This is a genomic window from Bdellovibrionales bacterium (assembly GCA_019750295.1).
Taxonomy (GTDB): Bacteria; Bdellovibrionota; Bdellovibrionia; order Bdellovibrionales; family JAGQZY01; genus JAIEOS01.
Map to the genome: position 1 here is coordinate 87,265 of JAIEOS010000008.1, position 21,161 is coordinate 108,425.

The window sequence follows — 21,161 nt, forward strand, 5'->3', positions numbered from 1 at the left end:
GCTGTGGTACCACTGGCCCTATGATCATTGTTACTGGAGCCACAGGTTTTATCGGCAGCGCCATCGTTTGGGACCTTAACGAACGCGGGTACACTGACATTATCGCCGTTGATACGGTCAAACCCACAGCCCGTCCCGGCATGCTCGATAAAAGAAAAATCACGCAGTTTCTCACCAAAGACGAGATCTGGAACTTTTTAGAGACAGCTCAAAATGCCGAAAAAAAAGTAAGTCATGTGATTCACATGGGCGCCTGCTCTTCGACGACTGAATTAAATCGTGAATTTCTCAAAGAAAACAATATCGAATACACTCAGCGTTTGTTTGAGTGGTGCACCGAAAATCAAGTTCCGTTTATTTACGCCAGCAGTGGCGCCGTCTATGGGGATGGGTCCCATGGCTTTGATGATCAGACCGATCCCGAACTGTTTCAGCCCCTCAACCCTTACGGCGAATCGAAATGGCTTTTTGATATTTGGGCCCTTCAACAGAAAAAAACTCCGCCACTTTGGATGGGGCTTCGCTTTTTTAACGTTTACGGACCCAATGAATATTACAAACAGGATATGTCGAGCGTCGTGTTTAAAGCGTTTCGACAAATCACCGTCAATCGCTCTCTGAAACTCTTCAAGTCCCACCATCCTGACTACAAAGATGGGGAACAATTAAGAGACTTTGTTTACGTCAAAGACATCACTCGCTGGATCAGCGAAGTGGTCTTTAATAACAAAGGGCATTCCGGAGTCTACAACATGGGTTACGGGCAAGCTCGCACTTGGCTCGATCTCGCCAAAGCGACATTCAAAGAACTCGATATCCCATTACAAATTGAATGGATCGAAGTCCCCGAAGAGATGCGTCCTCGATATCAGTATTACACCCGTGCAAAAATGGAACGACTGATGAGCCAAGGATTTTCTCAACCGCAGTGGCCTCTCGAAGTGGGTGTGGCCGACTACATTACGTACTTACAAAAACAGGATCCGTTTTTTTAAAGAGGCTTAAGGTATGACACCGTACGAGCAAGTTGTTGAAAGTCTTCCCTCTCATCTCCGACAATACGTGGTGGAGCAAGATTATTCGCGCTACACCTCCATGGACCAGGCGACGTGGAGATTCGTTCTCCGCCAACTGAAGTCCTATCTTTCGAAGGCCGCTCACCCTTGCTACGTCGAGGGTCTTGAAAAAACCGGAATTAGTATCGAGGAAATTCCCCACATCGATGTGATGTGCGAGAAACTCCAACAGTTTGGCTGGATGGCTGTTCCCGTCAGTGGATTTATTCCTCCGGCGGCCTTTATGGAATTACAAAGCCTCAACATTCTCCCGATCGCGAGCGATATGCGCTCGATGGATCACATTCTTTACACTCCCGCGCCCGATATTGTTCATGAGGCCGCGGGACATGCACCCATTCTGATCGATCAGCAGTTTGCAAATTACCTTAAAGAGTACGCCAGCGTTGCTAAAAAAGCGATTTTATCTCGGGAAGATCTCGCTCAGTACGAAGCCATTCGCGATCTCTCCGACATTAAAGAAAGTTCGAGCTCTACACCCGAAGCCATCGCTCAGGCCGAAAAAAATCTCGTCGAGGTGAATAACTCTATCTCCTTTGTTTCTGAGGCCGCTCTCCTCGGGCGCATGAATTGGTGGACGGCGGAGTACGGAATGGTGGGCCCCTTAGACAATCCAAAAATTTTTGGCGCGGGACTGTTGTCCTCCCTCGGCGAATCTCGAGCCACTCCTCAGGTCAAAAAAATACCCCTTACGGTCGATTGCATCGAAACCTCTTATGACATTACCGAGCAACAGCCTCAGCTTTTTGTCACTCCGGACTTTCAACACCTCACCACGGTCCTGCATCACCTGGAGGAGAAAATGTCTTTTAAACGCGGAGGAGTTCACGGACTAAAAACCGCCAAGCAAGCGCAAACGGTGAATACTGTTGAACTCGATAGCGGTGTGCAGATCTCGGGACGACTTGCGGAATATACTTCACGAGGAGAAGACGTCGACTTCTTTAAAATGGAAGGCCCGGTTCAGATTTGCTTTGCAGGCCAGCAACTTCAAGGGCAGGGACCCGAACGTCACCCAGAAGGCTTTAGTTCTCCCATAGGCTTGTCGGAAGAAGAACTCAAACAGCTCCAGCTCGGCCTTGGAGAAGTTGCACAGATTGAATGGCCCTCGGGAATTCATCTCAAAGGGCGTGTTCAAGATTTCGTTTATGCGGACCATAAGCTCGTGATTATCACATTTAATGATTGCACGATCACTCACGGGGCCAACACTCTTTACCGGCCCGAATGGGGAAGTTTCGACATGGTGGTGGGCACGCGAATCGCCTCGGTCTTTTCCGGACCCGCCGATCGCAAAGCTTTTGGTATCATTGATACGTTTGTGAAAAAAGTGATTCCTCGACGTCAATGGACCAGTGCTGAGCTTCAACTTCAAAAGATTTACGAACTGATTCGTCAGACTCGAAAATCCAACGGCTCCAACGAAGAGAAAGCGGCGACTTTAAATCTTGTCGCCGAACAACTGGATCAGAACTTTCCAGAGGAGTGGCTCGCCTATCTGGAAATTCTAGAACTCTTACATACGTTAAAGGTCGAAAACTCGTTAAGAAAAAGCGTGTACGACCAATTGATGAAAATTCGCGAAAAAAACACGCTTAAAAAAGAATACATTGATCTCGGTTTAGAGCTCGTAGACAAGGTGGTCTAATGCAGTCTTTTCGAATCGTTTTAGTCAGACCCAAATATGCAAGAAACGTCGGTATGGTGGCCCGAGCCATGGCGAACTATGGACTTGAGCATTTGATTCTTATTGATCCCCAGTGCGAAATGGACATCGAAGCCCATGAGGGAGCCGCCGGAGGCCAGGGACCCCTCGAAAAAATTCAGATCTATCCCAGCTGGCAAAGATTTTACGATTGGGAGCATGAGGGCATGCGTATCGCTTTCTCTCGCCGTGAAGGACAAAATCGCGAGAGCTTCCCGTTTGCCACTCGATTAAAAACAGATTCGGAATTTACCGAACAAATGTTTAACAAAGTGACTTATTTTATTTTTGGTCCCGAAGATCACGGTTTGTCGGAGGAAGATTTAAACTTTGTCCACTTCACAACCTATCTGGAACTTCCAGGAGAAGTGAAGAGCATGAACCTCTCCCACGCCGTGTGCACCGTCCTCACGCTCTGTCACCAGCACTTACCTTCAAGAGACGAAATGATTGCCGTCGAACATCAAGAAAGATTAGAGAAATTTTTCTTCCCCGATCAAAGTTTACGCCGCTGGATCGAAGCTTTAAATATTGATATCTCCACTCACAATCGAGTCAATGCTTACACCATTTTAAAAAAATTATTGCTTAAAGGTGTTCCGAATCAAAAAGAACTCCGCATTCTTGAGAAAGTCATGCAGCAAACTGTGAGGAAGTTGCGGGACCGTTCCGATAAAGAGAAGGACTCAAAGGACAATTCTCCATCGGTGACTTTATAAAATGGATGCCTTTTTTATATCTTACGATGAGCCACTCAAAGAAGAAAACTGGCTTCATGTCCAAAAACAGGTTCCTCACGCTCAGCGCGTGGATGGTATTAAAGGCTTTAACCGCGCTCATAAAACCTGCGCCGCTTTAGCCGCAACATCCCGCTTTTTTACGATCGACGGCGACAATCAGCTGCTCGAGCGACTCACCGACCTGTCCATTCCGGAAAGTCTTCTCGAGAGTCATTACGTTCTCTCATGGTCCGCGAGAAACAGCATCAACGGATTGGCCTATGGAAATGGTGGGATAAAAAATTGGCCACGACATCTTATGGAAAATATTAAATCTCACGAAGACAGCGAAGACAAAAACTCCGCCATCGACTTTTGCTTTATGCTCAACTACTTCCAAATGCCTCATACGCCGTCAATCTCCTATATCCACGGCAGTGCCGAGCAGGCTTTTCGCGCAGGATTCCGCGAGGGCGTAAAGATGGCGCTCGATCGCAGCGAAAAAATCACTGTCGAGCCTCACCACCTCCGTCGAACTTTTCATAAGACGATTGCGCCGGTCAATCTTGAGAGACTCCGCATCTGGTGCAGCGTGGGCGCTGACGTCGAAAATGGATTATGGGCGATCTACGGAGCGCGACTGGGTTGTCTTGAAGTCTATGGCAACAATCTGCCACTGACAGTCATCCGCGACTACGACTGGTTTAAGCAGTATTGGAAGAGCGAGATTGAGTCACGAGTGCGCACCTCTACGGATTTGTACGAGATGGTACAGAAAACAGGTGACTCTTTAAATCAACTCCTAGATCTTAAAATCATGCTCTTGGATAAGCCCGCATCCCGCTTTTTTAAGTCGATGTATGTGAATCCCCTAAGGCAAGGACCCATGATTCCATGCTAGATCTTATCTTTCTCTCCTATGCCGAAAGCAATTCCGAGCTCAACTGGCATAAACTCACCGAACGCTTCCCTCGGGCCCAGCGCCTGCATGGGATTGACGGCGTCGCTCAGGCTCACGCAACGGCTGCAAAGATGAGTCGAACGGATTATTTTTTTATCATTGATGGCGATAACGAAATCTTGCCTGAGTTCCAAATGGACTTTCATTTTACTCCTCATCCCTCTGCGGTTTATGTTTGGCGTGCAAAAAATCCCGTGAACGATCTCACTTATGGCTATGGCGGAATTAAGCTTTATAACAAATCACTTTTTGAAAAGCTTAATGCGTCTTTGGCCGCAACAACGGTGGATCTGGCAACGACCATCTCACTCAACTACCATCCTATCCCCGAAGTAGGCTCGATCACGCATTTTAATGCCACACCCTTAGAGGCTTGGCGCGGTGGCTTTAGAGAAGCCGTTAAGCTCACCATGAATATTCTTAAAAATCCTGCCGACCACGTCAGTGCCCAGAGGCTCGAAACCTGGTGCTCAAAAGGATCCGATCGGCTTCATGGCACTTGGGCTATTCGCGGAGCCCAACAGGGTCATGCCTTCGCTCAAAAAGAGTGGAATGAAGACCCTCAGGCTCCGTCGTCTCTTTCCATCATAAATAATTTTCAATACTTGAACTCTCTCTTCGTTCATCAGAATAGCCGAGCTCCCGAGATGGATCTTTAATTTTCTAAGGTTGTCTCTCCACAGGCTTAGTAGTATAAAAACGCAATGTCTCCTACTGTAAATCTGTCGAATCTCCTTCAAAAGCGAATCGTTTATCTCGATGGTGCCATGGGCACCATGATCCAAAACTACCGATTGGAGGAGGACCAATTTAGAGGCGATGTGTTTAAAAAACACACTAAAGACCTCAAGGGAAACAACGATATCCTCTGCATGACTCAGCCGCAGATCATTCGCGCGATTCATCTGGAGTACTTGCAAGCGGGCGTCGATATCATCTGTACGAACACTTTTAATGCCACGAAGTATGGACAAATCGAATACGCCACAGAAGATGTAATTAAGGAACTCAACGCCGCCGCCGTCAAGGTCGCCCGAGAAGCCTGCGAAGACTATTCTAAAACGAACACGCGACCGATCTTTGTCGCCGGATCCATCGGACCCACCAACCGCACCGCCTCGATCTCTCCCGATGTGAATAACCCCGGTTACCGCGCCACAGATTTTGATGATTTGGTTGAGAACTACAAAGAGCAAGTGATCGCTCTTATGGATGCGGGCGCAGATCTTCTTCTCCCCGAAACCACTTTTGATACGCTCAATCTCAAGGCTGCGCTCTTCGCAATCAAGTTGGTCTTTGAAGAGAAAAATAAACGCATTCCTGTGATTGCCTCGGTCACCATCACCGACAAGTCGGGGCGAACTCTCTCAGGACAAGTGACCGAAGCCTTTTGGAACTCCATTCGCCACACCGAACCTCTCGCTGTCGGAATGAATTGCGCCTTAGGAGCAGAGGACTTAATTCCCTACATGAAGGAGCTCAGCCGCAGTTCCGAAACATTTATTGCTTGTTATCCTAATGCGGGTCTCCCAAATCCACTGGCGCCGACCGGCTACGACGAAACTCCGGAGATGACGGCCGCAGCTCTTAGGAAGATGGCCGAAGATGGTTTAGTCAACATCATCGGTGGTTGTTGCGGAACAACGCCGGCGCATTTAAAAGAGATCATCAAACAAACTCAGAGTCTCCCTCCGAGACAACTCCCGAAGATTGAACCGCGGATGAGATTAAGTGGCTTGGAGCCCCTCAATCTTTCCCCGATTGAGCAAAGCCAAAGTTTTATTCTTGTGGGTGAGCGGACCAATGTCACTGGCTCCCCTCGCTTCTTTAAACTCATCAAGGAAAGAAATTTCGAAGAGGCTCTCAAGGTGGCACGCCAACAGGTGGAAAACGGTGCCAATATCATCGACATCAATTTTGACGAAGGACTTCTCGACGGCGTTGAGTGCATGCGCGAATTTCTCAATTTGGTCGCCTCTGATCCCGATATTTGCAAAGTTCCGATCATGGTCGATAGCTCTAAGTGGGAAGTTTTAGAGGCCGGCCTGAAGTGTCTCCAAGGTAAGGGGATCGTCAATTCCATCAGTCTTAAGGAAGGCGAAGCTGCTTTTATCGAGCAGGCCCGAAAAATTAAAAACTATGGCGCCGCTACGGTCGTGATGGCCTTTGATGAAAAAGGTCAAGCCACTTCCATCGAAGACAAAGTGAGCATCTGCCAGCGCGCTTACAAGATTCTGACCGAGCAAGTGGGCTTCGCACCCGAAGATATTATTTTTGATTGCAATGTTCTGACGGTAGCGACAGGAATCGATGAACATAATCCCTACGCAGTGAACTTTATCGAAGCGGTTCGCCAGATCAAACAGAAATGTCCTCGTGCCTTAACCAGCGGCGGAATTAGTAACGTGTCCTTTTCTTTCCGAGGGAACAACGTGGTCCGCGAGGCCATGCACAGCGTGTTTCTATATCATGCGATTAGAGCAGGATTGGACATGGGTATCGTCAACGCGGGGATGCTCACCGTCTACGAAAACATCGAACCTGAACTTCGCGATCTGATCGAGGATGTCATTCTCAATCGCGATCCCCTAGCGACGGAAAAGCTTTTAACTTATTCGGAGAAATTCAAAGACCAGAAGTCCAAGGGTCCCAAAGAAGATCTGGCCTGGCGCGAGTCCAGTCTCGAAGATCGCCTGTCTCACTCTCTCGTCCATGGGATTGTCGATTTTATCGATGCGGATACGGCCGAAGCTCTGGAGAAATACAAGATTCCCCTCAAAGTGATCGAAGGCCCGTTGATGGATGGCATGAAAAAAGTGGGCGTCCTGTTTGGATCAGGGCAAATGTTTTTGCCTCAGGTGGTGAAAAGCGCACGAGTGATGAAGAAAGCCGTGGCCTACCTTGAACCCTTCCTAGAAGCCACAAAAAACCAGGCCTCCGATGCTCAAAATAATATCTTCGTCATTGCCACGGTGAAAGGGGATGTTCACGATATCGGTAAAAATATTGTATCGGTCGTTTTAGCCTGCAACGGCTACAAGGTGATTGATCTTGGAGTGATGGTTCCACTTCAAACGATTCTAAAAACAGCAAAAGAACACAATGCTTCTTTTATCGGGCTCAGTGGATTGATTACTCCATCCCTCGACGAAATGATTTTTAATGCGCAAGAGATGGAAAAACAAAAACTCACTATTCCCATCTTGATAGGTGGGGCGACAACCAGCCGAGTCCACACTGCGGTAAAGATCGCGCCATTTTACTCGGGACCGATGATTCATGTGAGCGATGCCTCTTTGGTCGTAGATGTGTGCCGTCAACTTCAAGGATCCGAAAAAGAAGCTTATGCGACAAAGATGAAGGCGCAGTACGAAACGCTGCGAAAGAATTTCGTTCAACGTGATGATACTATCATCTCTTTTGAAAAAGCTTCGAATAACCGCCCCACTCATATTGATTTTACTAAGCCCCTCCCTACTCCGTACAAACCTATGGAGAAAATAGAGATTGATGCGCGCGAAGTGGCGTCGCTGATCGATTGGTCTCCCTTCTTTTGGGCGTGGCAAATCAAGGGCACGTTCCCAGACATTCTCAAAAATCCCAAATACGGAGTGGAAGCGCAGAAGTTGTTTGATGATGCGCAAGTTCTCTTAAGAACTTTAGTGAACCAGCATAAACTTAAAATTTTTGGTATCTACGGATTGTGGCCGGCGCAAAGTCAAAACGAAGACGTCATCGTTTACGATTGCGAGACTTTCGAACCTCGGGAGACGCTCAATTTCCTTCGTCAGCAGCAGGCCAAAAAAGATTCCGCCCTTCCTCATCGCTGCCTCGCCGACTTCGTGGCCCCAATAAAATCAGGCGTCATGGATAGTATCGGGGGCTTCGTGGTCACTTGCGGGCACGAGATCGAACGTATCGCTAAAGCCTACAGTGACGCGAATGATGATTACTCGGCAATTATCGTTAAAGCATTGGGCGACCGTTTGGCAGAAGCCTTTGCAGAGCATTTACATCGCAAGATTCGCGGCGAGTGGGGTTACAAGCTTAAAGAGTTCTTATCCTACGAAGATATCATTCGTGAGAAGTATCAAGGTATTCGCCCCGCGCCGGGCTTTCCGGCGTGTCCTGATCACAGCGAAAAGGCGAAACTCTGGAAACTCCTCAATGTCGCAGAGAATATTCAGGTTGAACTGACGGAAAGCTACGCCATGAATCCCCCCAGCTCTGTCTGCGGTTATTATTTTACCCGCGAAGAGGCCGACTATTTTATGGTCGGGAAGGTGGGCCGAGACCAAGTCGAAGACTACGCTCGTCGTAAACAAATTTCGATGGACGAGGCCGAACGATGGCTCCGTCCTATCTTAGGGTATTAGATATTTTACATCTTCCTTTGTTAAGCCACATCACATCTTTACGAAAGCGACGATGAACTCCACTCTTGCTTTATAAATTCAAATTCAGCTTTATGTTGGGCTCTGACTAAAAACCAAGGGAGAATCATATGAAGCTACTTGTTTCTATAGCATTACTATTAGTTGGTTCCGCAGCTTTTGCGAATAATCAGGACAATCAGTTTACGGAATACAAAGTCGAAATCACCGCGCTTCGAACTCTATCTTTCGATGGAGAAACACTCAAGGGAGGATATTCAAAAGGCGGCGGATGCCAAGATCACTCCACCCAGTTTGGCCTTGAATTCGACGAGAAGAATTTTGAAGCAAAACTTCGTATCTATGACGTCACTTCTACACCAGATTACTGTGATTCGTTCCTATACTTAGAATTTAACTTGAATATTCGAAATTTACTCCAAAACGAAGCCGAAAAGAAAGGCCTCCACTGGAAAAGATTTACGGTTATTCTGCCTAAAATCGATCCAAGTATTTTCTGATAACTCTGTTTTAGCGGTATCGAGCGTCGCGAAGAATCTCACCGAGGCTCTTCGCATTCGCTCAAAATGACTCCGCCTAGCCCTTCATGCATCATCGTCGGTGTCTCATTCTGAGAATAGGCTCTTGAGAAAAACACCATTCGGATGTTGACGGTAAAAAATCGTCCAGTCCTTCTCTATCGCGAAAATTGGCCTCAAGTTGGGTGTCAGAGTTCCGATAGTTTTGCATGAGCAATGATCCTAAGAATTCAAACCGTTCACTTTGGAAGTTTTGTGCTCATCCAATAACTTTAGCCTTGCTTGTGATCCTGGCGGATCACCCTAGCCTCACGGCAGTTTCTATTTTTGAAACAGTTCAATCGGCGAGCCAAAAAACAAAACATCGTCTTCCGTCGAGTGTGGCCAACCAGGTGATAAAACTGGATTGCTCAAAACTGACCGATGGTAAAACTGTGGAACATTCCACTCAGTATGAAACCATTCGCCTCGAAGCGAGCAATTGCACTCAAGACTTCAAAATTGATAATTCGCAGTTAAACTTTAAACTTTCGACATTCCCTACCGGCAAATCCACGTACTCCAGTGAGTATGCTTATTTGGTGAAGGGCGAAAATACCTTTGCGATTTCAGTCAAAGATAAATCCTATTCCCTCAAAATTGTTCGCTTTTAAGCGTTTTTCTGCCTTAAAATAGCGCTCCACAGCCCCCATTTTTTGTGTTACCTGTGTGGACGATGATTAAAGCACTGGCAGATGTTCATTTAGCTCGCAAGGCGACCCACGTTTCTGGAATCTTGCTCATGGTGATTGTCCACGCCCTCGCACCCCTTTGGGTGACTTGGGCCTGTTTGCTGTTGATCGGCCTTCCCTTAGTGATTTTTGACTTTGTCCGTCTCCGAAACGAAAAACTCAATTTATTCACGGCGAAAGTGCTCGGTGGAATTATGCGCCGAAAAGAATTACATCGACTCTCGGGAACGACTTATCTTTTCTTCGGGACTGCGGTCATCTTACTTATTTTTCCAAAAGACATTATTACTCTGTCACTTTTGTTTTTGGCCTTTGGTGATCCTCTGGCGAGCTTCGTCGGCGTGAAGTACGGACACAATAAAATCCTCGGCAAAAAAAGCCTCCAAGGAAGCCTTGCCGCTTTTTTTATCTGCACATTGATCGCTGCACTCTTCTTTTTCTACAAAAATATTTTAGTCGATCATCTCGTTGTGGCTTCGATCTTGGCCGGAATCATAGGCTCTCTCTCTGAACTCATTCCGGTTTGGGACGTTGATGACAACTGCACTCAGCCTATTCTTAATGCCTCTGGCCTCTCCGGGCTCTTTTATCTTTTTGGGGGATTCTAATGGACTACCGACCCACGCCACCGGATGTACGACGTTTGCGCACCCAAAGAAAACTTCGCGAAAGAATCGGCATTAATATTTATGTCCTGCCGAACTTACTCACCACCTGCAATATGTTTTGCGGATTCTTCTCGGTGATCTATGCGATGCGCGGAGAGTTCATCACCGCCGCTTACGCGATCGTGGTCGCGGCGATTTTCGATCTTCTCGACGGTCGCGTGGCCCGCTTAACAAAAACTTCGAGTGCTTTCGGAGCGGAGTATGATTCTTTAAGTGACGTGATCAGTTTTGGAATGGCTCCCGCCATCCTTTTATATCTTTGGGCACTTCAGCCTTTCGGTCGCGTGGGTTGGCTTGCGAGTTTCGCGATCCTCGCCTGCGCCGCTTTGCGATTAGCTCGATTCAATGTGCAAGCCTCTGAAGAGCGAAACTACTTTCAAGGTCTCCCCACACCCATGGCGGCGGGAATCGTCTCGAGCGCCGTCTTATGTTTTCATGATTTAGGCTGGGATGGATACAAGTCACCCATTCTTTTAGGGGTCGCGATTCTACTGGCTCTCACAATGGTGAGCACTTTCCGTTATCGGAGCTTTAAAGATTTAGATTTTAGGAAGAAACAACCATTTCCTGTTCTCGTGGTCGGCGTCTTGTTATTTATCGTCATCGCCTGGAGACCAGAAGTGATGTTGTTTGTTCTCTTCTTAACCTATGCTTCCCTCGGCGCTATTTTCGGCGTGTTCTTCTATGGGAAGCACAAAAAAGAAAGTCCAAATTATGACACCAATTTCCCGACCCATTAACATCGGAATCGTTGGCGCCACGGGAATCGTGGGCGAAACATTTATGCAACTTTTGGATGAGCGAAAGATTCCCGTACAATCTCTGCGATTGTTCGCCAGTGAACAGTCCCTCGGAAAAAAGAAAAAATTTCGTGACCAAGATATTTCCATGGATGTTTTATCTCGAGACGGCTTTAAGGGTTTAGATCTCGTTTTCTTTTCCTCCGGTGATCCAATCAGCAAAGAATGGGCACCCATTGCCGTTGAATCCGGAGCGTTCGCTGTCGATAACTCGGCGGCCTTTCGCATGGACCCACAGACGGCCCTCGTTGTTCCAGAAATTAATTTTGATCACATTAAAAATCCTAAAACTCCACAAATTATCGCCAACCCGAATTGCTCCACCATTCAGATGGTATTGCCGCTTCATGCGCTCAAGCATTTAGGATTATCGTCGGTACATGTGGCCTCTTACCAGGCCGTCAGTGGTTCCGGCCGAGATGGGATTGATGATCTAAAAAAACAATCAGCGGAATACCTCAAGGGCGAAAAACCCTCCGCCGGAGTGAATTTTAAAAAACCGATCAGCTTTGACTGCCATCCGATCATCGGGGGCTTAGATGACGATGGTTTTTGTTCGGAAGAAAACAAGATCGTTGCGGAAACTAAAAAAATTCTTTCACTTCCAGAGCTTAAGGTCTCTGCCTTTACAGTTCGAGTTCCCACAATGAATTCCCACGCGGAAGCCGTATGGGTCACTGTGGATAAGACGGTGCAAAAGGCGGACATCATTGAGTGCCTTAAAAACTATCAAGGCGTCCAAGTTCTCGAGGATCCCAGTCAGTTCCATCTCGTGAATGAAGTCAGCGGCAAAAATGATGTCTACGTGAGCCGTATTCGCCAATCCCGCGATTTCCCCAACACATGGATGATGTGGGTGGTGGCCGACAACGTTCGCCGTGGTGCCGCCACCAACGGTATATTCATCGCTGAGAAGCTATTCTCTTAATAGCATTTAGACACTCCTGAAAGACCTTCTCGAGCCAAGAGAGAATTTTGACATTCTCTCTTAAACATGACAGCCTTAAAAGATGAAGATTTTCCTATATATCAGCGTCTTATTATGGAGCAGCTTGAGCCTCGCCGAGCTCAAGGTGAACAGTATCACTGGGTATTCCAGAATTGTCGATTTTAACCAAACGATTGATAAACCACCGGTCCGAATTTTTGGTGGCTCAGCCAATGGAAATGCAACCAATGGCTGCGCGAGCGGTCAAACTAACAGTACATCTCCTTGCAATAGCTGCGGACCCGCCGAGACAGTTTGCAATCTCAACCAAATTTACAGCACATTAAGATTATCTTTTCAGATTTTATCGACAACAATGACTACGGGAACTCCCAAAATTGTCTACCAAGGTCCCTCTTCTGGAAATGATACTCCCATCGGGCAACCCGACACCGCGGTCACCGGAGTTAATCAGCCCAGAAACGTCAGCGTGACATGGGGAGAAATTTGTAATGCGATCAATTCCGGGGACAGCTCGTGCTCGAATGCTGACGGAGGACAACTGGTTCTCAAAGTGGGCATTGATCAAGATGGCTCTGGTCTCGGAAGTGGGGACGACTTCTGGAGTATAACTGTTGTCTTTAGATCAGGTAATGCGCTGACAGGTAACGCTCTGAGTGGGGCGGATTGCAAAGGTCTCTGCGCCTACACGTTGTTTCCCGGGGACGAAAAGGCTTTTATTCAGAATGTAAGATTCAATACTGTGCCCAACGCTATTCTCTCGCGCGCGTATCTTTTTTGCGAAGCGGGAAATGATAGTGACGCCACCGGTTTTGATAATATTGTTCCTGTTTGGAATCCACTTCCTAAATTTCTCACGGTCACTAACAATAACATCGTCGAGGAAACGATTGAGGGTTTTGGAAATGATCAAACGTACTACTGTCGATCTGCGGTCGAAGATGAGGCCGGAAACATTGGACTGTATAGTGCTACGGGATTTGGAAATCCGGCCGGAGGAGACAATGGACTTGATCCCAGCACCACCACGGACAGCTCCTGCCCCGCCGATGGCTTGTGCCATTTTGTAAAACCGTCAGCCGTCATCGGTCTCTTCGCCGACAAACAGCAATGTTTTATTGCGACGGCGGCTTTTGGATCTCCTCTCAACTCCCATGTGGCATCGTTAAGAGAGTTCCGCAAAAAATTTCTTCTCACTCACAAACCGGGGCAAGCTTTTGTGCGTTGGTATTATAAGACCGGGCCGGCCTGGGCGCAGTGGATCCAACAAAGTCCTTATCGCATGCTGGGGGCCAGAATTTTGTTAACTCCGGTCATTGGATTTGCCTACGCTCTTCTCTACTGGCCCTGGACTTTGTCCCTCGGGGTTTTTGCAGTATTGTTATATTTTAGACGGCAGCGAAAGGTTTTGGCGTGAAGTTCTTTTTGGGGGCACTGAGTATTTTGGGCGGAATGACGACCGCATTTGCTGCGGAAAAGCCGCCGCTCGAACCACCTTACACGCGCTCTTCGTCCTCAGTCTATCCCGACAGCGCCCCGATCCCTAAGCCCTCTCACACCGATGACGAGGCTTATTATTACGATGACTCTCGCGGTAGCGATGCTCTCTACTATGATCTTGATAATATTCCGACAACAACGGGAAGTGCCTTTGTTCGCTTCGGGATGATCTCCCCTTTTGAAATCGAAGGCGACGGCGGTCGTACGTATAAAGATGTGTACACCGATAAACCGTCTTTTATCGTTTACGGCGAGTACGAAAAAATTCTCAGTAAATCATTAGGGAGCTGGACATTAAAATTGGGAAGTGGCGCCACGTTCACCGATGGAAATGGTCGTTTTGCCAATGGCGCCGTCTCTGCGACTCCGCCCAAAGAAAAATTCTCCTTCGTGGTTTTTCCCAATACCGCGCTTCTCAATTATAAATTTCGTTTCTCTGACACTCAAAAAATTACGCCCTACGTGGAAGCCGGCGGCGGTTACTTCGCATTTATCGAATATCGTAGCGATGGCGATCGAACCGTCCTCGGAGGAGCTCCAGTTCTGGCAGGTGCTGCCGGAATCCTCATTAACACAACGATCCTTAATAAAAATGCGGGCACCATCTTGTACGAGCAGTACGGCGTCCACAAAATGTGGTTCGACTTCCAGTTCCGCCAAAACATCGGTCTCAACGACCAAAAAGACTTCACCTCCAGCATGTACACCGCCGGCTTCGGCCTCGGCTTCTAATCGGTACCCGGTACCTTTTGCGGAGGCGCCGTGTAAAAAACTGACCCCCCAATTTTATACATCGCATCCGCAAAAAGGACCTGGTACCTAAGAGGCGTGTATAAGATTTTGCTCAATGTGGCTTATGATGGAAAAGACTATTACGGGTGGCAGCGCCAGGAAAAGTGGGAGAACACCGTTCAGGGTGTTCTAGAGCTGCATCTGAGCCGGATTTTTAATAAAAAAGTCACTGTGGTCGGATCGGGCCGCACTGATCGTGGAACCCACGCCTTGTCGCAATGGGCCCATTCGAACGTTCCCAAAGATCCGACCAATATGAACCTCGCCTACCGGCTGAACCGCATGACCCCCGACACCCTGCGCATCAAGGGAGTCTACCTCGCACCCAATAACTTCCATGCTCAGCGCTCGGTGGTCAAAAAGAAGTATATCTACCGAATCGACAACAATGAGTTCCCCAATCCCTTTGACCTCCATTACAGCCACCACGTAAAAAAGCCTCTCGACGTCAATTTGTTAAATAATTTAGCTAGTTGCCTTGTCGGAAAACAAGATTTTGCCAGCTTTCAGACTTCGGGTACTGAGGTCGAAACGACCGTAAGAACCATCTTTGAAGCCTATTGGGAAGTGCGTAAAGGCCACCGTCTCGTCTTCCACGTGGTGGGCGATGGCTTCCTGAAACAGATGGTTCGGAACCTTGTTGGCACCATGCTTTGGTGTGCGACGAAAAAAGAGGCTCCTGCCCTCTTTCGCCAAATGCTCGAATCTAGGGACCGTAGAGAGTCGATGGCTGCCGCCCCGGCCCACGGTCTCTTTTTAAAGTGGGTAAAATATCCTAGCGAACTTGACAATAAGTGCCGAAAACTATAACACTTTTCTCTCTTTTAGATTGTAGGAGCTCAAATGGGAACTTGGACAGCAAACGCTGCTGAAATTGATAGAAAATGGTTCATCGTCGACGCCAACGGAAAAAGCCTTGGTCGTTTAGCAACCGAAGTCGCAACCATTCTTCGCGGCAAACACAAACCAACTTTTACTCCCCACTGTGATACGGGCGATTTCGTTGTTGTGATCAACGCGAAAAACGTAACTATCACTGGTAATAAATGGGATGCGAAAAAGTATTATACTCACTCTCGCTTTTTCGGTTCTCTTAAAGAGATGAGCGCAAAAGAAGTTCGTGATAAAAATCCAACCTTCATGTTCGAAGAAGCCGTACAAGGTATGCTTCCTAAGAATCGTTTGGGTCGTATGATGCTTAAAAAATTAAAAGTTTATGAAGGTGCCGAACACCCTCACGCAACTCAAAAGCCAGAAGCTTTAAACATATAACGGGGACGAAATGGCAGCAGACAAAAAAGTTTTCTACGCAACAGGAAGAAGAAAAACCAGCACCGCTCGTGTATTCATGAAGAACGGAACTGGCAAAATCGAAATCAACGGTAAAACTCCAGAACAGTATCTTGGAATGTCCGCATCTCGCGCAGCGATCATGCAACCTCTTTTCCTCGTGAACAAAAACGGAAAAGTGGATCTCGATGTCACAGTGAAAGGTGGCGGCGAGTCTGGACAAGCAGGCGCCATTCGCCACGCAGTTTCTCGTGCCCTTGTCACTTTAGACGAAGCGAACCGTCCTCCTCTTAAAAAAGCAGGCTTCTTAACTCGCGATGCTCGTGAAGTGGAAAGAAAGAAATACGGGAAACACGGAGCTCGTAAATCGACTCAGTTCTCTAAACGTTAATCTTTTTTATGTCATCCCCGGCGAACGCTTGGGATCTCAACGAAAAAAGCCCACAATCGTGGGCTTTTTTTTTTTGTAGTGAATCCTCTCAAACTATTGCTGAACTGGTGCTGGGCGAATGGAATCGGCAGCCATCTCGCGAGCGCGTCTCTGCATATTGTCGAGATCTCTTCCGATTTGAGTGGCCGTGCTGGTCACTGTCTCACGAACATCTGTCGCAATTGTCGAAGCTTTGTTGACCGTCGTTGTGTAAGTTTGAACGGTGCTGTCCCAAGCTTTGTTTTTTGCATTGCAAGCCGCATTGAAAGCTTTCACCGCAGCACAACGAGCTTTACCTAAGTGACTGGCGGACTCTAAGTTCACCTCGTTGCCCTTGATGGTGACGACCACATTGGCGCCCATGCAACCCGCTTTTAAATCTTTATAGTGCTCCGTAATTTGAGCGACGTTTTCTTTATGAAGTTTTTCAAGCGCTAATTCATCATTTTATCGTTCTCTAAAAAAATAATCTTTTTTGAATCCAAATCTCCTTTTCCCGCATCTAAGAGGTATAAAGAGCAGTTCATCTGCCAAATGATTAAAGAGAGGTCTTTTATGTCAGAAAAAATCGCAAGAAATTTAGTAGTTTACCCACTTATGATCTTAGCCGTTGTCCTTCAGGTCTACTTTGCCATGATCCTGATGACCGTGCCGGCTCTGGCTCAAGACGACACTTCTACTACAAAGGTGGAGTCCCAGCTCCCCAAAAAGCAGGCGGCGGTTATAGATACGCGTGCCGTAGCTCCCCAAGAAGATGATGTGGATAAAACAAACAAAATTCAGATCAGTTTAAGCTCTACTACAAATGACGGCGAGGATGTTGGAGCTGCAACAATCTCTAACGAAGAGAAAAAAGAGATTCGAGACAAAATTCGTACTGTAAAACAGCTTATGAAAACTCAAATGAATCTGGGCGAAGACACCGACAAACTCGAAGCCACTCTCGCCGAATTAATCGAGAAAAAGATACAACACAAGAAAAGACCGCGCACAGAATCTGAAATATTTTACGAGGGCTTAGACGACATCTTAGTTCCGATCTTTTTGTTTCTGACCTTTGCTGGAGTTTTCGGGGCTAAATATTATTTTGCCTATCGCACTCGTCGCGAGCAGCTGGATCTCTATCGACTCGCTATCGAGAAAGGCCAGCCCATTCCCGCAGATGTTTTTGCGACCTCTGAAAGCAAGGGACGCTCTTGGCAGGACGAAATGAGTCGCGGGATCAAATTTGTCCTGGTTGGACTCGGTCTTGCTTTATTTTTCCAGACAGTGGGCGCACCTTGGGCGATTGGCGCCGTCTTTACGTTTATCGGGTTAGGTCAATTGGGTTCAGCCTATATTAAGAAAAATTCTCAACCTCAAAAATAGATCAGAGAAAGAAGCCGAGAATGTTGAGCGATGCCGAACTGATTGCCCGGGTTGTTGTCGAGGGTGATCGAAACTCTTACAGTGAACTGATTCAAAGATATCAGTCCTCCCTTCGCGGGTTTTTCTTAAAACTCGCCGGTGGAGATCAAGCTCTTGCTGACGACCTCTCGCAAGAAACTTTCATCTCCGCCTACAAGGGGCTTTCGAGTTTTAAAGGCCACGCGAAATTTAGTACCTGGTTATTTTCCATCGGTAAAAACGTATTTTTGCAGAACGCTCGAAAACATCACGAGACTCCCATGGACCCCGTCATCCTGAGCGAAAGCGAAGGATCTCAAGGCGGATCTGAGATCCTTCGCTCTGCTCAGGATGACAAACGCGCTCAGGATGACGAACGAGCTCAGGATTACGGGAGAAGAATGGACATCCACCGCGCTCTCAAGGAACTCGATAGCGACGACCGCCTGGTTCTCGGCTTGTGCTACGTTCAGGAACTCACCCATCCCGAAGTCGCAGAGATTCTGCAAATTCCCTTGGGAACAGTAAAAACCAATGTCCTTCGTGCCAAAGAAAAGCTAAAGTTAAAACTCCTTTCCTACCAAGGAAGTGCTCAATGAACATGAACAAAACCGATTTAGAAAAACAATTAGATCTCGATATCGAAAACTTCCTGATGGAAAATCCGCCAGAGAGTGAAGTCTTTACCCAAAATGTATTAAGTGCTTTGCCTCAAGAGCCGCGCCTCGCTTGGATCACAAGCACCGGCCCAGTGTTGGGTGGCTTGTTCGGCCTCTGCTTTCTCTATTTCGTCACACCGATGAGTTTGAGTGTTGTGTTGTCTTATATTCCATTTACACTCAATGCGATCAAAGCGTTGATCGAGAGTGCCCCTCAATATTTGATGCACGCGACGGTGATCTCTACATTGAGCGCCGCCGGTTTGGCCTACTGGCTGCTCTCCGATGAAGAAAAGGTGTTCTAATGAGTGATCTGTTCGATCTCAGCTTGCCGTGGTGGAACTTTGTGATCCGCGCCCTCTCGGTTTACATCTTTTTATTATTTATGTTGAGAGTGAGTGGAAAACGTCAGATCGGACAATTTTCATCTTTTGATTTTGTCTTACTTTTAATTCTAAGCAATGCCGTCCAAAACTCGATGAATGGCGGCGACAATTCTCTGATCGGTGGACTCATTCTCGCGGGCACATTGGTCTCTTTTAATACTTTGATGGATTACGTCGGTTATAAATTTCCCAAATTCTCTCGCATCACCGAGGGCACTCCAGATTTTCTTGTCCTCAACGGTAAACCCGTCGAAAAGACTTTGCGAAAAGAGACCATCAGTGACGAAGAACTCTCCGCTCTGCTGCGAGAGCACGAGGTTACAGACCTTTCCGAGGTCAAGTATGCCATTATCGAAGCCAATGGACAAATCACGGTGATTAAGAACAAATAGTTTTTGCGGTCTGGTCCATTGGGTAAACGCGGTGAGGGTTCGCGGCCACTCAAGGGAAATCTCTTAAATGTCTGTTGGGGTTTGTTATCCTGCTGGCATGATCAAGCTTTGGTTTATTATTTTCCCGCTCTCGCTGACCGGTTGTGCCTCCGGTCCGTTAACCTTGGAGTCGGAACAATTTATGCTTTTGGAGAGTTCCGATCCTCGCCAAACAAAAATTGAAAATAAAGATTACCGTCTCGTTGTCGAAGTCAAATCGATTGACTCTGACATCATGATATTCCAGGTAGAAATTTTTAATAAGAATACCCGTGAGAATATTGTTCTAAGGCCTCAGCAGATTCAACTGATCGGAGACGCCTGGGACCACCGCCCCCAAATCCTCACGCAAGATGCCAAACTGAGGTCTTTAACCCAAAAGGAGAATGAACTGGATATTCAGGATGGCATCGCATTAGCGGGAGATGTGCTGTTGTTCGCCGCCACCATTGTTAATATCATCAATGATCGACCTTCAAACTTAGTTCTTTTAGATCATTTTGACTCTGGATACGCCGCACGAGAGTTTCAAAGAGAAACAATCCGAGTCCAAAAACAATATGTGACTAACTCTTATCTGACGACCACCTCCATTCTTCCTCTCACCTCAACTCGAGGGGATTTAGAATGTCGGGGAAACTTCTCCCGGGGTGATTTTGCTTTGCTGATTCCCATCAACGACGAAGTTCAGTACCTACGTTATCGAATCCATTAATGGTCGACTTTAAAAGAGATAAGGATATTTTTTTATACTACTCGAGGATGTATTTTTCGGGATTGACTGGAACTCCGCCGAGGCGAACTTCGTAGTGGAGGTGCGGGCCTGTGGAGCGGCCCGTGCTGCCGACGGCACCGATGATGTCTCCCCGTTTTACGGTTTGTCCGACCTTCACGTAGATTTGTGAGCAGTGACCATAACGAGTCGAGATCGAGTGACCATGATCAATCTTAATCAGTTGTCCGTAGCCTTCATCAACACCCGAGAAAGACACCACACCGCTCGCCGGTGCACGAATGGGCGTTCCGGTATCGGCCGCGATGTCAACACCGTGGTGAGCACTTTGATCGCCTGTAAATGGTGATGAGCGAAGACCGAAGTTCGAAGTCATCCAACCAATAACTGGGCGAATGCTTGGAGTCTTTTGAATAAGATCATTCTTATCCGCGAGATCTTTCCAAAGTTGGAGAACATCTTTTTCTTTAAACTCAACGCCTTCGATCACACGATCAATGCGTACTGAAATGGCTGAGTAATCGCTTTTAATACCAGTGCTGACCATCGGAGCTTCGCCGGTTTTAATTTCGAATTGACTGCCTTGCCCCACGCCTTCAATCGGTCCAATGTTTGAAGGCCAGCGGTCCGACTTTTGAATCTGTGCGGAATCAGGATTCTGCTCTACCGTCAATTGAGCTTCGCGATCGGGAGCATCGATGTTTGTAATTAAACGAAGTTTTTTAGAAAAACTTTCGACGCGCTCTAAACTGGTTTCGAGAGCGGCCAACTTGCCCTCCACTCCCTTAAGCTGTTCCTTAAGGTAAGCGTTTTCGGTACGGAGCCAGTGGGTGCGGTTTTTCTGAACAAGTAACCGAACATAATCTACGCAGACCGCAGAACCGAGCACTGTTAGGATCGAAACAACAAGAACAACGCTCCACATCCATGACGCGCGAACCACCCATTTTTTAGGGGTGTCGGTGCTATTCGCCATGACTAAAAATGTGAATGTTTTCTGAGGTTTATTCTTCATGCAGTCTCATGTTGTTAC

The 21,161-nt window shown here is 47.3% G+C and carries 23 protein-coding genes; 21 read left to right on the forward strand and 2 right to left on the reverse strand.

All coding sequences use genetic code 11. The features are described 5' to 3' along the window. The first annotated feature begins 20 nt into the window (after window positions 1-20). The 16 genes from rfaD to rpsI all read left to right on the forward strand — a co-directional run bounded on the left by rfaD (window position 21) and on the right by rpsI (window position 16,494). The gene (gene rfaD, locus K2Q26_02035) at window positions 21-995 is read left to right on the forward strand and encodes an ADP-glyceromanno-heptose 6-epimerase (GenBank protein ID MBY0314270.1); all 975 of its coding nucleotides are present in this window, start codon (window positions 21-23) and stop codon (window positions 993-995) included. Window positions 996-1,008: 13 nt separating this feature from the next. Beyond that, the gene (locus K2Q26_02040) at window positions 1,009-2,724 is read left to right on the forward strand and encodes an aromatic amino acid hydroxylase (GenBank protein MBY0314271.1); all 1,716 of its coding nucleotides are present in this window, start codon (window positions 1,009-1,011) and stop codon (window positions 2,722-2,724) included. Then, the gene (locus tag K2Q26_02045) at window positions 2,724-3,500 is read left to right on the forward strand and encodes a hypothetical protein (GenBank protein MBY0314272.1); all 777 of its coding nucleotides are present in this window, start codon (window positions 2,724-2,726) and stop codon (window positions 3,498-3,500) included. Before K2Q26_02040 ends, K2Q26_02045 begins: the two co-directional genes overlap by 1 nt. Before the next feature lies 1 nt (window position 3,501). Then, a complete protein-coding gene (locus K2Q26_02050; protein ID MBY0314273.1) occupies window positions 3,502-4,401 on the forward strand; it encodes a hypothetical protein in 900 nt (299 codons plus the stop codon). Then, window positions 4,395-5,120: a glycosyltransferase family 2 protein gene (locus K2Q26_02055; protein ID MBY0314274.1), complete on the forward strand. Its 726-nt coding sequence runs from the start codon at window positions 4,395-4,397 to the stop codon at window positions 5,118-5,120. The genes K2Q26_02050 and K2Q26_02055 overlap by 7 nt, the downstream gene beginning before the upstream one ends. 45 nt (window positions 5,121-5,165) lie before the next feature. Further along, window positions 5,166-8,837, forward strand: coding sequence for a methionine synthase (gene metH, locus K2Q26_02060; GenBank protein ID MBY0314275.1), 3,672 nt, complete (start codon window positions 5,166-5,168; stop codon window positions 8,835-8,837). 128 nt (window positions 8,838-8,965) lie between these two features. Further along, window positions 8,966-9,355, forward strand: coding sequence for a hypothetical protein (locus tag K2Q26_02065; GenBank protein ID MBY0314276.1), 390 nt, complete (start codon window positions 8,966-8,968; stop codon window positions 9,353-9,355). 227 nt (window positions 9,356-9,582) lie between these two features. Then, window positions 9,583-10,026 (forward strand): hypothetical protein, encoded by a 444-nt coding sequence (locus K2Q26_02070; GenBank protein ID MBY0314277.1) that lies wholly within the window; start codon window positions 9,583-9,585, stop codon window positions 10,024-10,026. A gap of 62 nt (window positions 10,027-10,088) precedes the next feature. After that, the gene (locus K2Q26_02075; protein MBY0314278.1) at window positions 10,089-10,712 is read left to right on the forward strand and encodes a hypothetical protein; all 624 of its coding nucleotides are present in this window, start codon (window positions 10,089-10,091) and stop codon (window positions 10,710-10,712) included. Beyond that, a complete protein-coding gene (gene pssA, locus K2Q26_02080) occupies window positions 10,712-11,512 on the forward strand; it encodes a CDP-diacylglycerol--serine O-phosphatidyltransferase (GenBank protein MBY0314279.1) in 801 nt (266 codons plus the stop codon). Before K2Q26_02075 ends, pssA begins: the two co-directional genes overlap by 1 nt. Further along, window positions 11,487-12,500, forward strand: coding sequence for an aspartate-semialdehyde dehydrogenase (locus tag K2Q26_02085; protein MBY0314280.1), 1,014 nt, complete (start codon window positions 11,487-11,489; stop codon window positions 12,498-12,500). The genes pssA and K2Q26_02085 overlap by 26 nt, the downstream gene beginning before the upstream one ends. A gap of 82 nt (window positions 12,501-12,582) precedes the next feature. Further along, complete coding sequence (locus tag K2Q26_02090) at window positions 12,583-13,938, forward strand: hypothetical protein (GenBank protein ID MBY0314281.1); 1,356 nt, start codon at window positions 12,583-12,585, stop codon at window positions 13,936-13,938. Beyond that, entirely contained in the window at window positions 13,935-14,753 is an 819-nt protein-coding gene (locus K2Q26_02095; GenBank protein ID MBY0314282.1) for a hypothetical protein, read from the forward strand. The genes K2Q26_02090 and K2Q26_02095 overlap by 4 nt, the downstream gene beginning before the upstream one ends. Window positions 14,754-14,849: 96 nt before the next feature. Next, on the forward strand, window positions 14,850-15,623 hold the full coding sequence (truA, locus tag K2Q26_02100; protein MBY0314283.1) for a tRNA pseudouridine(38-40) synthase TruA: 774 nt from the start codon (window positions 14,850-14,852) through the stop codon (window positions 15,621-15,623). A gap of 33 nt (window positions 15,624-15,656) precedes the next feature. Next, a complete protein-coding gene (gene rplM / locus K2Q26_02105) occupies window positions 15,657-16,085 on the forward strand; it encodes a 50S ribosomal protein L13 (protein ID MBY0314284.1) in 429 nt (142 codons plus the stop codon). Window positions 16,086-16,095: 10 nt separating this feature from the next. Then, entirely contained in the window at window positions 16,096-16,494 is a 399-nt protein-coding gene (gene rpsI, locus K2Q26_02110; GenBank protein ID MBY0314285.1) for a 30S ribosomal protein S9, read from the forward strand. Between the two features lie 93 nt (window positions 16,495-16,587). Here the strand turns inward: rpsI and K2Q26_02115 are convergent, their stop codons facing one another. Beyond that, window positions 16,588-16,896, reverse strand: a complete 309-nt coding sequence (locus K2Q26_02115) for a hypothetical protein (protein MBY0314286.1) — start codon at window positions 16,894-16,896, stop codon at window positions 16,588-16,590. Window positions 16,897-17,088: 192 nt separating this feature from the next. On the opposite strand from K2Q26_02115, the gene K2Q26_02120 reads away from it, so the two are divergent. The 5 genes from K2Q26_02120 to K2Q26_02140 all read left to right on the forward strand — a co-directional run bounded on the left by K2Q26_02120 (window position 17,089) and on the right by K2Q26_02140 (window position 20,110). Then, a complete protein-coding gene (locus K2Q26_02120; protein ID MBY0314287.1) occupies window positions 17,089-17,901 on the forward strand; it encodes a hypothetical protein in 813 nt (270 codons plus the stop codon). Window positions 17,902-17,921: 20 nt separating this feature from the next. After that, window positions 17,922-18,518 carry a sigma-70 family RNA polymerase sigma factor gene (locus tag K2Q26_02125; GenBank protein ID MBY0314288.1) on the forward strand — a complete coding sequence of 199 codons (597 nt, stop codon included), beginning with the start codon at window positions 17,922-17,924 and terminating at the stop codon, window positions 18,516-18,518. Beyond that, a complete protein-coding gene (locus K2Q26_02130; GenBank protein ID MBY0314289.1) occupies window positions 18,515-18,883 on the forward strand; it encodes a hypothetical protein in 369 nt (122 codons plus the stop codon). The genes K2Q26_02125 and K2Q26_02130 overlap by 4 nt, the downstream gene beginning before the upstream one ends. Beyond that, window positions 18,883-19,356, forward strand: coding sequence for a DUF421 domain-containing protein (locus K2Q26_02135; protein MBY0314290.1), 474 nt, complete (start codon window positions 18,883-18,885; stop codon window positions 19,354-19,356). The genes K2Q26_02130 and K2Q26_02135 overlap by 1 nt, the downstream gene beginning before the upstream one ends. A gap of 67 nt (window positions 19,357-19,423) precedes the next feature. Then, window positions 19,424-20,110, forward strand: a complete 687-nt coding sequence (locus K2Q26_02140; protein MBY0314291.1) for a hypothetical protein — start codon at window positions 19,424-19,426, stop codon at window positions 20,108-20,110. A gap of 37 nt (window positions 20,111-20,147) precedes the next feature. On the opposite strand, the gene K2Q26_02145 is transcribed toward K2Q26_02140, so the two are convergent. Further along, complete coding sequence (locus K2Q26_02145; protein MBY0314292.1) at window positions 20,148-21,143, reverse strand: M23 family metallopeptidase; 996 nt, start codon at window positions 21,141-21,143, stop codon at window positions 20,148-20,150. Window positions 21,144-21,161 lie beyond the last annotated feature (18 nt).